Raw genomic sequence first — 12,758 nt, 5'->3', positions numbered from 1 at the left:
GTGTTTAGCAACATCCCGAATTTGGTGTACAACAGGCATTGTTCAGCTCTGATAATTTTACTTTCTGTTTTTCGGCAGGAATACCACAGGCATCACTTGCCAGACAAGCGGTTTGTTTGTTCTTCAGAACAAATTGGTTTCCGTTAAAATCCAAATCGTATTTGCCAACTGTTTCGCTTTGATATTCTACTTCTATTTCGGCATCCTCAATACCTAATTTTTCTTCGGATAGTTTGATGATGTTTAATAGTTTGGTGGGCTTTAATCGGTGTTCAAAGTTGTTTGCATTCCATAATTGGAAATTGACAACTTTTTCGTTTCTAATTGTTCCGCCACAATCAATAAAGTGTTTTGTAATTACGCCTATTTCTGTAACGTGAAAATGTTCGGGAACAAATGTTCCATTCTCTAACTGAAATTCAACATTATCTAATGTTGGTAAGATTTCTTTGATGTTTGATAGTTTCATTGTTTTTTATTTAATTGTTATATTGCTTTATTACGATTAACATATTCAAAAAAAATGCTTAACAGCATTTATCAACTCCTACATTATTTATAAAGAAATTATTGATTTCCTTTTTAATCTGCTGCCAAACATTTTCATCAATACAATAGCACACACTTGTTCCCTCTATATTGCCTTTAATGACACCAATGTTTTTAAGCTCTTTTAAATGTTGTGAAATCGTAGCCTGTGCCAACCCTAATTCCTCAACTAAGTCATTACAAATGCAAGCATTCTGTTTAATGATGTATTGCAGGATAGCTATACGGGCAGGATGAGCCAATGCCTTTAAAGAGGTTGCTAAGCTGTTTTGCTGTTCTGTAAATATTTCTGTTTTTGTTAAGCCCATCTTACATCTAATTTCATCGCAATATTACGATAAATTATTTAAACCACAAAATAGTTTTACGAAAATTTATATTCCGATACTTAATTCTTTACACATCTTCATTTCAGTTATCCATCACAAATAGCAAAACACTACCTCTCAAAGCCAAACCCTGCCACATTTCCAAACCCGCTTATCTACCGCTATAATTTTAGGCTTTACGTAAAATTCTAAACAAAATTATAGTATGGATACACAGCAAAAAGACTTGTCGTATTACAGATTACGACTGCAAGAACACCTTAATTCCGGCTTCCCCGAAAAAGCAGGCGACCAGAAATTTATAGACCAGCGTTCTTCGTGGGCTGCCAACGCTTACGAGGGTGCTTTCAGTTCGGGAAATGCTATTGAACAGTGCAACGAGATAGCCAATTACATACTGTTTGAGGGCTTGCACTTTTCCCGTTTCGATACCATTTTTCAAGTGGTCTGCAATGAGTTTGATACCCTGATGGCAGACGAAGAACTGCGACCATTTGCCCTGAAAATGTTCCGTCTGTGCGAACCTGTTTTTGCCCAATATGAACTAACCGATGATTTCGCTTATACCACAGAGTTTGACCAGCTCTATACCGAGATAACCGGAGCAATCGCAATATGGATAGCCGAAAATGGGCTTCAGTAAACGCCAACATCTCCAAGAGAATATTGATGCCCTGCGGATTGCTTTTAAACTGGAAAAGGAGAACCGACAAGCCTCCGCAGGCGAAAGACTGCTAATGATGCAATACAGCGGATTTGGCGGTCTTAAATTCGTTCTGAACCCCGTAGAGAATGAAATTGACATCAATAATTGGAGAAAAACCGAACACGGCCTTTTCCCCATTACACAGGAACTGCATCAGGTCTTAAAAGAGAACGCCACAGACGAAAAGCAATACAAACGCTATGTGGACAGTATGCGCAGCTCCGTACTCACGGCATTCTATACACCACCGCAGATTATAGATGCCGTTTCTTCCGCATTGCGTGATAGCGGTTTGAAGATTGATAAATTCCTCGAACCGTCCGCAGGTATCGGCTCGTTTATACAATCCTTTTCTGAAAACCAACAGGTAAAAGTTACAGCCTATGAAAAGGATCTGCTGACAGGTAAAATCTTAAAGCAACTTTATCCCGAAAGCAATATCCGCATAAGCGGTTTTGAGGAAATACCCGAAAAGGAACAAAACAGCTACGATGTCGTTGCCAGTAACATCCCTTTTGGCGATACTTCGGTTTTCGACCTTTCTTATTCCCGTAGCAGGAACCCTGCAAAAGAGCAAGCTGCCCGAAGCATTCATAACTATTTCTTTTTGAAAGGTAATGATATGCTCCGTGAGGGCGGTTTACAGGTTTTCATTACCTCACAAGGCATTTTAAACAGTCCAAAGAATGAGCCGATACGCAGGGCATTAATGCAGGATAACAATTTGGTTTCAGCCGTCCGCTTACCTAATAACCTGTTCACGGATTATGCAGGTACAGAAGTCGGAAGCGACCTGATTATCCTGCAAAAGAATACGGCAAAGCAAGGATTGACCGATACGGAAGAATTGTTTTGCATAAGCAACCGAACCGAGCAAGATACACCTAACAATGCTTTATTTCAGGATAGTACAAGAATTGTACATACCGATTGGAAATTAGATACCGACCCATACGGGCAACCTGCATTAATCTTTATACACAAAGACGGCGTTGAGGGCATTGCCGATGACCTCAAAAAAATGCTTTCAGATGATTTTGGCAAGTATCTGAATGTATCTTTATACAGGAGCGAACAGAATGATGAACCTTTGATACAAATTCCAACGCCAGTAATTCCGCCTCCCGTTGTTGAGCGTGAAATCATCCAGCCCGAACCACCGATTTTTGCAACACACACCGTAATACAGGAAAGTCCACAGGAATTAAAGCAGTTAAGCATTTTCGACCTGTTTGAAAATGCGGACGAACCTGTAGCCGTTCTTGCTCCGCCAAAGAAAGCAACGCAAACCAAAAGGCAGACTACCCGAAGAACACGAATGCCTATCGGTCGCCAGCCCGACCTGTTCAGTTCTGCAATGCAACAACCTTATGTGCCTCCTGTTTCTAACAATTCTGCCAACGGTAATACATCATCCAACGGAAAAAAACAGGAAATAATCGGCGATTTATTTTCGCAACAAGACGAGAATGGCCAAGCTGATAAGCCAGCCATTCCTAACACCATTATTAATGCCATTCCCGAACCTGCGCCGTTTAGTGGCGAGTTGCAATCGTTCCATAGAAACGATTGCCTTGTGGTGGACAATGGCTGGGTGGGCTATCTGCAAAGTGTAGATACCGCAGACAGTACGGCTATTTTCCACCCGTTGCAATTACCCACTTTACAAAAAGCAAGAGCCGAAGCGTATATCGGGGTACGTGATGTTTACCAACAGCTTTACACCAAAGAAGCCCAGCAACAAACTGAACATAAGGAAGAAAGGGAAAACCTTAACCGATTGTACGATGCCTTTGTCAAAAGATACGGCAATCTGAACAATGCCGAGAATATCAAGCTCATTAAGACAGATAATGCAGGTAAGGAAATGCCCTATTTGGAGCGTGTTGTGGGCGGCGTGATACACAAGGCGGATATATTCAGCCGTCCGGTAAGTTTTTCTACAGCAACGATAGCAACAGACAATCCCGATGAGGCGTTAGCGGCTTCGCTGAACAAATACGGAAGCGTGGATTTGGACTATATGTCCGAAATCAGCAGTATGCCTGCCGATACGCTGAAAGAAGCATTGCACGGCAGGATCTTCTTCAACCCGTTGGAGCAGGAATATGAAATAACGGAACGCTGGGTTGCAGGCAACGTGGTTGAAAAAGCGGCGGAAGTAAGAAGCTACCTCGAAAACAATCCCGATGATGCCGAAGCCAAAGAAAGCCTTAGCGTTTTGGAAGAAGCCCGACCGGCACGAATTGAATTTGAAGAACTCGATTTTAATTTAGGCGAACGCTGGATACCCACGGGTATTTATGCACGGTTTGCATCACACCTTTTCGATGCAGAAGTCCGGGTGCATTATTCGGATAGTGCCGATGATTTTTCCGTAACCTGCAAGCAGAAGAACGTACATATTTGGGACAAATATGCGGTCAAAGCCCAAAATCGGACTTATGACGGAATTGCCCTGCTCAAACACGCCCTCGTCAATACCACACCTGATATATCAAAAACCGTAGAGGTAGATGGCAAGGATGTCAAGGTGCGAGATATGGAAGCCATACAAATGGCGAACACCAAGATTGACGAAATCCGAACTGCCTTTACCGACTGGCTTCACGCCCAGAATGATGAGTTCAAAACAAGGCTGACCGACCAATACAACGACACATTTAACTGTTTTGTCCGACCGAATTATGACGGCACACATCAGGAGTTTCCGGGATTAGACCGCAGGGGATTAAAGATTGACGACCTGTATTCAAGCCAAAAGGATGCAGTCTGGATGATAAAGATGAACAACGGCGCTATCTGCGATCACGAAGTGGGTGCAGGAAAGACGTTGATAATGTGTACAGGCGCACAGGAAATGAAGCGTTTGGGTTTAGCCCACAAGCCGATGATTATCGGGCTGAAAGCGAATATACCTGAAATAGCCGAAGCCTACCGCACCGCCTATCCCCACGCCAAAATTCTCTATCCCGGTATTGATGACTTTACGCCCGAAAAACGCAAGCGGATTTTCGGCGATATTAAAAACAACGAGTGGGACTGCGTGATATTGACACACGACCAGTTCGGAATGATACCCCAATCGCCCGAAATACAAAAGGAAATTCTGCAAGTAGAATTGGACAGTGTAGAGGAAAACCTCGATGTATTACGAAGCCAGGGCGATGATGTAACCAAATGGATGCTTACCGGAGCAGAAAAACAAAAAGAAAACCTCGAAGTAAAGCTCAAAACCCTGCAACACGATATTGAAAACCGCAAAGATGATATAGTTGATTTCAAGATGATGGGCATCGACCATTTGTTTGTGGACGAAAGCCACCAATTCAAAAACCTGATGTTCAATACAAGGCATTCACGGGTAGCGGGATTGGGCAACCCACAAGGCAGTCAAAAGGCAATGAACCTGCTCTTTGCCGTTCGTACCATACAGGAGCGTATTGATGCGGATATGGGTGCAACCTTTCTTTCGGGAACAACCATCAGCAATTCGCTTACCGAATTATACCTGCTTTTCAAATACCTGCGACCACGGGCGTTGGCAAAACAGGGTATCAAATCCTTTGATGCGTGGGCGGCAATCTATGCGAAGAAAACAACCGATTATGAATTTTCGGTAGCTAACAATATCGTAGCAAAAGAGCGTTTCCGCTATTTTATCAAAGTGCCTGAACTGGCTCAATTCTATTCCGAAATCACGGATTATCGGACAGCCGAAATGATTGGCATAGACCGCCCCGAAAAGAACGAGATATTCTATAACATACCGCCTACGCCTGACCAGGAGAAGTTTATCGAAAAGCTGATGGAGTTTGCCAAAACTGGCAAAGGCGAATTGCTCGGCAGAGAACCGCTATCTAAAAAAGAAGAAAAAGCCAAGATGCTCATCGCTACGGATTACGCCCGTAAGATGTCGCTCGATATGCGGATGGTAAGCCCGCATTACAAAGACCACCCTGATAACAAGGCTTCGCACTGCGCAGCAAACATCGCCAAGTATTACAACAAGTTTAATGTACAGAAAGGTACGCAGTTCGTTTTCTCGGATTTGGGAACATACAAGCCGAACGAATGGAATGTGTACTCCGAAATTAAGCGCAAGCTCGTGGAAGACCACGGCATACCTGCACACGAAATCCGGTTTATACAGGAAGCAAAAAATGACAAGCAACGCAAGGAGCTTATCAATGGAATGAACAGCGGTAAAATCCGTGTGCTGTTCGGCTCAACGAGTATGCTCGGTACAGGTGTAAACGCACAGAAAAGAGCCGTTGCCGTACATCATCTGGATACGCCGTGGCGACCGAGCGACCTTGCCCAAAGGGACGGTCGGGCTATCCGGAAAGGCAATGAAATCGCTAAACATTTTAATAATAACAAAGTGGACGTAATTATCTATGCAGTAGAAAAATCGTTGGACAGCTATAAGTTCAACCTACTGTACAACAAACAGCTATTCATAAACCAATTAAAATCCAACAATCTCGGCAAACGGACGATTGACGAGGGCAGTATGGACGAAAAATCGGGTATGAACTTTTCGGAGTACGTAGCTATCCTTATGGGGAATACAGACCTTTTGGAAAAAGCCAAAATAGAAAAACAGATTGCCGGGCTGGAAAGCGAAAGGCAATCGTTCAACCGTTCTAAGTATAGTGCCAAATACAAGTTGGACGATTATACGGCAGAATTGGACAAAGCCCAATCCCGCTTCGACCGGATGAGCCTCGATTGGAATAACCTGGAAGGGCGCATCCAAAAACTGCCTGACGGTACTGTTGCAAACCTTATTAAGCTGGACGGCTTACCGTCCAATGCAGATATAAAACAGATCGGTGCAAAGCTCAACCAGCTTTCGGACAAATCGCGTACAGGTGGAGATTATGAGGAAATCGGCAGTCTTTATGGTTTTCAGCTTTTGGTAAAAACGGAAATGTCACAAAAAGAGGGCGTGGATATTCGGGTAAACCGTTTTCTGATACAGGGCGAGGGCAATATCAAATACACGTATAACAACGGGATCATCGCTAAAGATGAAAAGCTGGCATCTGCTAATTTCCTTAATGCTTTGGAGAAGCTACCCGCCTACATTGAACAGGAGCAAAAGAAAATAGCCGAAATACAAAAGGATTTACCTGTTCTTCAGGAAGTGCTGAACGGTACATGGAGTAAAGAGAGCCGATTGAGCGAACTCAAAACGGAGCTGGCTTCTGTTGAACGTAAAATACACTTATCCATAAAACCCGAAACGCAAGAAGAACCTGCGGAACAAGCCGAAAAAAAGCAAGAAAATCAAAAGGTTTCTGAAAGTATTGTACGGACGAAAGGTGTTCATCTGCCACGAGGGGTACTGTAATTGTAATGGGAGCAAACAAAAAAGTGAACGAGGATCTGCAAGTCCTCGTTTTCTTTCTTATCAAATTTTTATTGCTAGTCTTCTTGCTGCTCGTCCATCCGTTTTAGCAGTGCATCCCGCAAACTGTCAATGAATTTGGTGCGGTTTATCTTTCGTGCTTTCAATTCCATAAATGTATGGTAGAAGTCGCCCAAATCAATATTAAAGGTGGTTTCAAATGTTTTGGCGATTATTTTAATATCGGCATTTCCATTGTCAAACACGCCTTGTGCATACAAAGCGTATATCAGTTCCGTTAATGCGGTTTTGCTTGCCGTCCAGTTTAATGGTGATTTTTCCGATGTCTTTTTCTTACTGCTATAATTAAGCTGGTCTTCCAAATAGACTTGTATCAGATCATTTGCTATTATTTTAGCGACTTTATAATCGTGGGATGTGGTAAAGTTATGGTCTGTTTCAAAGTAATAAGTATCTAAGCTCAATTTTATATCATACTTGCCCCTGATAAAATATTTTTCATCAAGGTAGGTGTTGTTGGTTCTGTAATACTTATAAAAGTCGAGATTGTTATCGAAAAACCTTTTCAGCTTTGCAAGCTCATTGCCTATATATTTCTTTATGGCTTTGCCATTACCATAAGGCTTTTTAGTTTCTATTTTATAGATGGCATTGTAATAAATAAGTTTTGAGAGGAAAACAGGTTTTATATGTTTGAAGAAATATATCTCTTCGTCTGAATTTTTAAAACCATTTTCCATTACATAAGATTTTAGTTCAGCCATACAGCCTAATAGGAGTTCTATTAACTGATGGGCTAAGACAATCGGGTTCTCCGTTTCGGCTGTCAGTTCTTCAATCTTATGGTCTAACTTTTGTACGCAATGTTCATATTGTTTTTCCATAGCATTAGGCTTAATGTTAAAATAATTATGAGTAAAACCCCGTATTCTCACAGGTTCATTCTCCCGAAAAATTGGTATTTGCACCAACGTTACTTTCGTTCAAGTAAGTAATTAGGGCTTGTATGGTAGTTACTTCTAAATCTATTCTGTTACTACCGTATTTATCCGAAACACCTTGTTGGGTAATGTAGGCAACCTTATAGGTGCTTTGCTTATTAAGATGTATGCCCTCAAACAAGATTTCTTCTATTCGGTAGCCACAGGGATTTTCGATATGGAACTTAATTTGCAACCCAATATGCCTTTTGCAATATCCGCCCATTTGCTGCATAGGATTGGCTGAAAAAGTACGCTCAAAGTTTTCTTCAAGCATATCAATTATCTCTTGCCCTGTCATATCCACAGTAGTTATAACCGGGTTCATCGGAACCATATTGTACAAATCCCACACGGTAATATCTCCCTTATCAATAGGCGCACCATATCGCCAACCGTTTGAAAAAGCAATCTTCACATCTGCCGCATTGCTGATTGCTTTTAGCAGCAAATCATCCATTGACGATGAAAATGTTGAATATCGGTGTAAGATTGTTTCCGTTTTTCCGACAAGCTGCTTTTGCAGGCTTCTGTACGAAACCATAATATCATTTACCATCTGTTCCATAGATTTATCGCTGGCAACTTGCTCATTCACTTCTATAAGTTCATATTCGTGGTGTGTGATTTTATGGTCTGAAACAGATAGCTTTAAGTGTCCCACAAAAGAACCGTGGCAGCCGCATTGGATTATAAGAGTGTCATTCACTTTTACAGGTTCATACAGCCTGTTGTGCGTATGTGCACTAAGGCAAATATCAATACCGTTGGTGTGTTTCAGCGATTCAATATCCTGCGGAAAGCCGTTGTGGGATAAAAGTATAACCAAGTCAGCTCCCTGATCTCTCACTTCCTCCACGTAGCCGTTTATTTCCTGCATCGCATCGGTTACATAGATCCCTTTGCTAAATTTATCGGGCATTGTTTTATCTATGATGTTGGCGCAAATTCCTATCACAGCTACTTTGATATTGCCAACCTCGATAAATGAATACGGCTTTAGGAACAGTGTGCCGTCCCCGTTAAAAACATTAATCGCCAGTACAGGGTAATTAAGCTGTTCTGCCAACGTAACAAGATGCTCGGGTGTGTAAGCGAAATCCCAATGCCCAACCATTCCGCTAAGACCGAGCTGGTTTAAAATGGGTATAAGTGCTTCGCCCTTTGAAGATACCACGGGCAAAGTGCCGTGAAAGGTGTCGCCCCCATCGAAAAATAAGACATGTTCATTTTCGCTTTTTATCTTCTCGAAAATGGTTGCAATCCTTGCATATCCGCCTGCTGTTTTTACATATTCTCCATTCTTGTTGTAAAACAGTTCGGGGTGCGGTTCGAGATAGCCGTGTACATCGTTTATAAATCCTATTGATAATTCCATAATATTGAATTTTGGGTTTGAAACATTTTTTGATTAAGGATGAACAATCGCCCACCCCTCATATTGCCTTAATATGATTTCCCCGTTACCGCTCGGAACGTAATTCACGAAATCAAACAGTTCTTTTTTTTCAATTTTTCGTTCCTCCATCGTTTTTGAACATTGAGCGAATACAACGCCCTTGTCTTTTAGCGCAATCAATATTTCCTGATAGCTATTAGCTTTTTTATACATTTCCACGCCGTCAGAAAATGCAACAACTTCAATGTGCAGCTTGCCTTTCAGTCGTGGGTCATTCAGTACATTATTTATATTGCGAAGCATTCCTCTAATTTTTTTATCTTCTGCTTCGTTCAAAATGTATAGGGCATTGTAATGCTTTTTATATGCTTTTGCAGGTTCAAAAACGGTATCGGTTTTTTGTTGTGCAAAAGCGCTTACAGATGTAAAACACAATATCCCTATAAACAAGGCTTGTAATCTTTTCATTTTAAAATTCCTTTTGTTTCGTTATTCATTTATTAACTCTTCTATCTGTCTTACGAACTTGTCTGATGCGTAATTCGCAAATCCTGCGTGGTGCAATCTGACTTTTCCGTTCTTATCCAATACAACGGTAGTAGGCAATGCACCGGAGTAAATCTCTGCCGGAACATTGCCATTTGACTGATACATCGGGACTGAAAATTTTTCTTTTTCAAGGTATGCCTTACCAGTTGCAGGGTCGCTGTCCTCGTTGATTGTCAGAAAGAATATATCAGGGTTATCCTTGAATTGGGTATAAAGCGTTTCGATAGAGGGAAATTCAGCCCTGCAAGGCGGACACCACGAAGCCCAAAAGTTTATAAATACAACTTTGCCACGTAGTGATGCGGTATTTTGAATATTTCCTTTTTCATCAGCAAAATCAAAATCTGTGTTCGCCTGGCTTACCGTGCCATCGCCCTTTTTATCTATACTCGCATTAAAAAGCCCTGTTGCCATTAACTGACGAAGCACGAATGATTTTGCATCGGGGTTTACCAGTATAATAACGGCGATTACCAATACGATATATTGAGCATTTTTTCTGATGAAGAGTGAAAACTTATTTCCAGATGGCTTTTTTTCTTCTGAAACTTCTTTATTTTTCAACATAGTTCCTGTTTTTATCTGTTAGTTGCTTTCGACCAATTCATTCAGCGCTTTGGTAATTTCGGGGCTTGTATAATCCCTGCCACCCTCCATACGGGCTATCATATCGCCACTTTTATCCAGTATAACCGTAGTCGGGATAGCACTGCCTAAATAATCAGGTGGAATATTGTCCACAGGAACATACACAGGCAGATCATACTTGTTGTCTTTCATAAAAGCAGCGGATTTTTCCATATTGTTATCCACGTCCACCATCAGGAACACAATATCCTTGTCTTTATAAGTCTGCTTTAGCTTGTTGATGGACGGCATTTCATGGATGCAGGGCGGACACCACGTAGCCCAAAAGTTGATGAATACAACTTTACCTTTTAATGAGTTTAAGGCTACGGTTTTTCCGCTTTCATCCTTAAAGGAAATATCCGAAGTTGTCGAAACCGGAGCTTCCGCTTCCGCTACTTCCTCCATTGGAGCGTTCCCTCTATCTGATGCGTTTTCTTTGCCCTTATCCGTATTTCCACAAGCTGCCAGCGAAATGGCTGTGATGATGAAAATCCCGGAACGAACTACCAAATTTTTAAATTGCATTTTCATATTGAATAATTTTACTGTTGTCTAATTCTTTTAATTCTTACTCTTGTATCGGTCTATTGCCGATTGGAGAAAGCTGTGATAGCTTTTCGGGTCATAGTCTGCTCCGATAGGGTTTACCAAAATTTCTTCGTTGGCGGGGTTTAAAAGCACATAAAAGGGTTGCGAATTGGCGTTGTATCTACTCGCCTGAAAATCGCTCCATTTATTGCCTATGGTACGGATATTTTTGCCACTGAACGATGATACAGATTGCTCTGCCTGTGGCAAGGCGGTCTTGTCGTCCACATAAAGCTGTATTATAACCAACTCTTCATTCAATAGCCGGAGTACATCTTTATCAGACCATACCGATGCTTCCATTTTACGGCAGTTTACGCAGGCGTGCCCTGTAAAATCGAGCATCACTGGCTTACCCGCTTTTTTCGCATATTCCATTCCCTCGTCATAATCAAAAAATACGTTCAGGTTTAACGGAGCGTGGAATATGTCTGAATATTTATGAGCTTTACTGCCCGTTGAATGGCTTGCCTGTGTTCCACTCAATGAGGGCGTGTACAGGTCAAAATCCTGCGTTGCCTGTGGCGGTAAAAATGCCGAAATGGATTTTAAGGGTGCGCCCCACAATCCCGGAACCATATACAGGGTAAAGGCAAGCACCACCATTGAAAGCACCATTCTTGGCAGGCTTATATTTACAGCAGGGCTGTCGCCGGGAAACCGGAGCTTGCCCAATAAATAAAAGCCCAAATACCCGAAAATAATAATCCAGAGTGCCAAAAAGACTTCCCTGTCAAACCAGTTCCAATGATAGGCAAGGTCAACATTGCTCAAAAATTTCAAAGCAAGTGCCAGCTCCAAAAAGCCGAGCGTAATCTTTACACTGTTTAGCCAGCCACCCGAAGACGGAAGACTTTTTAAAAGGCTTGGGAACATTGCGAAAAGTGTAAACGGTATTGCCAAAGCCAACGCAAAGCCCAGCATCCCGATAGCGGGACCTAAAAGCTCGCCCATTGTGGCAGCCTGTACCAGTAACGTTCCGATAATCGGACCTGTGCAGGAAAACGATACGACCGCCAATGTTGCTGCCATAAAGAAAAGCCCCAACAAACCACCACGGTCTGCCTTACGGTCTAATTTATTTGCAAGCGAAGCAGGGAGCGAAAGCTCGAACGCCCCGAAAAAGGAAAAAGCGAATACGACCAAAAGGGCAAAGAATGCGAAATTAAAAATCCCGTTTGTGGAAAGGCTGTTAAGCGCATCAGCACCGAATATTACGGTAATGAGAATGCCCAATAGCACATAAATGAGTATAATGGATAAGCCATATATCATTGCCTGCGTTACCGCCCTGCCTTTGGTGTGTCCGCTCTTGGTAAAGAAACTTACGGTTAAGGGCAACATCGGGAAGATGCAGGGCATCAGCAATGCCGCAAAGCCACCAATGAAGCCCGCAATAAAGATTGCCCATAATGAACCTGTATCTGTTGTGGTTTCATTCTTTTGTAATGTAGCTTCTTTTCCCTCGCTTACCGAAGTCTTCGGATCTGCGGATGGTGCGATACTGTCCTGCTGAACGGTTTGCTGTCCCGTTATTTCCGTAAACTCCACCTCATCATACGAAACAAGGCTGTCCGTCTGCGCATTTGCAGTAACAGACATCAGCCCGCTGATGAACAGTATCGTTATTATTTTCGCTATTAATTTCATA

General features: G+C 42.1%; 10 protein-coding genes. 2 read left to right on the top strand and 8 right to left on the bottom strand.

Annotated elements, in window-relative coordinates; all coding sequences use genetic code 11:
• Window positions 1-4: 4 nt before the first annotated feature.
• Window positions 5-469, bottom strand: coding sequence for a DUF6428 family protein (locus tag I6J03_RS10515; RefSeq protein WP_003012652.1), 465 nt, complete (start codon window positions 467-469; stop codon window positions 5-7).
• A gap of 58 nt (window positions 470-527) precedes the next feature.
• The gene (locus tag I6J03_RS10510) at window positions 528-857 is read right to left on the bottom strand and encodes an ArsR/SmtB family transcription factor (RefSeq protein WP_003012655.1); all 330 of its coding nucleotides are present in this window, start codon (window positions 855-857) and stop codon (window positions 528-530) included.
• A gap of 226 nt (window positions 858-1,083) precedes the next feature.
• On the opposite strand from I6J03_RS10510, the gene I6J03_RS10505 reads away from it, so the two are divergent.
• Both I6J03_RS10505 and I6J03_RS10500 read left to right on the top strand, forming a co-directional pair.
• Complete coding sequence (locus I6J03_RS10505) at window positions 1,084-1,521, top strand: DUF1896 domain-containing protein (RefSeq protein WP_003012658.1); 438 nt, start codon at window positions 1,084-1,086, stop codon at window positions 1,519-1,521.
• Entirely contained in the window at window positions 1,508-6,943 is a 5,436-nt protein-coding gene (locus tag I6J03_RS10500) for an N-6 DNA methylase (RefSeq protein ID WP_003012661.1), read from the top strand. The genes I6J03_RS10505 and I6J03_RS10500 overlap by 14 nt, the downstream gene beginning before the upstream one ends.
• Window positions 6,944-7,017: 74 nt before the next feature.
• On the opposite strand, the gene I6J03_RS10495 is transcribed toward I6J03_RS10500, so the two are convergent.
• From I6J03_RS10495 to I6J03_RS10470, 6 genes are read right to left on the bottom strand one after another with little or no spacing between them, the layout of a single operon-like run.
• The gene (locus I6J03_RS10495; protein WP_039990588.1) at window positions 7,018-7,845 is read right to left on the bottom strand and encodes an RteC domain-containing protein; all 828 of its coding nucleotides are present in this window, start codon (window positions 7,843-7,845) and stop codon (window positions 7,018-7,020) included.
• A gap of 55 nt (window positions 7,846-7,900) precedes the next feature.
• On the bottom strand, window positions 7,901-9,319 hold the full coding sequence (locus I6J03_RS10490; protein ID WP_003012665.1) for a bifunctional metallophosphatase/5'-nucleotidase: 1,419 nt from the start codon (window positions 9,317-9,319) through the stop codon (window positions 7,901-7,903).
• A gap of 33 nt (window positions 9,320-9,352) precedes the next feature.
• Window positions 9,353-9,808, bottom strand: a complete 456-nt coding sequence (locus I6J03_RS10485; protein WP_003012668.1) for a DsrE family protein — start codon at window positions 9,806-9,808, stop codon at window positions 9,353-9,355.
• A 21-nt stretch (window positions 9,809-9,829) separates the two neighbouring features.
• Window positions 9,830-10,456 (bottom strand): TlpA family protein disulfide reductase, encoded by a 627-nt coding sequence (locus tag I6J03_RS10480; protein WP_003012672.1) that lies wholly within the window; start codon window positions 10,454-10,456, stop codon window positions 9,830-9,832.
• A gap of 18 nt (window positions 10,457-10,474) precedes the next feature.
• Entirely contained in the window at window positions 10,475-11,050 is a 576-nt protein-coding gene (locus I6J03_RS10475; RefSeq protein WP_003012674.1) for a TlpA family protein disulfide reductase, read from the bottom strand.
• A gap of 30 nt (window positions 11,051-11,080) precedes the next feature.
• Window positions 11,081-12,757, bottom strand: a complete 1,677-nt coding sequence (locus I6J03_RS10470; RefSeq protein ID WP_003012676.1) for a protein-disulfide reductase DsbD family protein — start codon at window positions 12,755-12,757, stop codon at window positions 11,081-11,083.
• Window position 12,758: the final 1 nt, after the last annotated feature.

Source organism: Sphingobacterium spiritivorum (genome assembly GCF_016724845.1).
GTDB classification, from domain to species: Bacteria; Bacteroidota; Bacteroidia; order Sphingobacteriales; family Sphingobacteriaceae; genus Sphingobacterium; species Sphingobacterium spiritivorum_A.
Note: the sequence above shows the minus strand (reverse complement) of the source record. Positions and strands in the feature narration are given on the sequence as shown.

Coding starts and splice junctions, on each gene's coding strand:
- I6J03_RS10480 (WP_003012672.1), bottom strand. CDS start 10,456: ATGTTGAAAAATAAAGAAGTTTCAGAAGAAAAAAAGCCATCTGGAAAT.
- I6J03_RS10515 (WP_003012652.1), bottom strand. CDS start 469: ATGAAACTATCAAACATCAAAGAAATCTTACCAACATTAGATAATGTT.
- I6J03_RS10475 (WP_003012674.1), bottom strand. CDS start 11,050: ATGAAAATGCAATTTAAAAATTTGGTAGTTCGTTCCGGGATTTTCATC.
- I6J03_RS10485 (WP_003012668.1), bottom strand. CDS start 9,808: ATGAAAAGATTACAAGCCTTGTTTATAGGGATATTGTGTTTTACATCT.
- I6J03_RS10510 (WP_003012655.1), bottom strand. CDS start 857: ATGGGCTTAACAAAAACAGAAATATTTACAGAACAGCAAAACAGCTTA.
- I6J03_RS10490 (WP_003012665.1), bottom strand. CDS start 9,319: ATGGAATTATCAATAGGATTTATAAACGATGTACACGGCTATCTCGAA.
- I6J03_RS10505 (WP_003012658.1), top strand. CDS start 1,084: ATGGATACACAGCAAAAAGACTTGTCGTATTACAGATTACGACTGCAA.
- I6J03_RS10500 (WP_003012661.1), top strand. CDS start 1,508: ATGGGCTTCAGTAAACGCCAACATCTCCAAGAGAATATTGATGCCCTG.
- I6J03_RS10495 (WP_039990588.1), bottom strand. CDS start 7,845: ATGGAAAAACAATATGAACATTGCGTACAAAAGTTAGACCATAAGATT.
- I6J03_RS10470 (WP_003012676.1), bottom strand. CDS start 12,757: ATGAAATTAATAGCGAAAATAATAACGATACTGTTCATCAGCGGGCTG.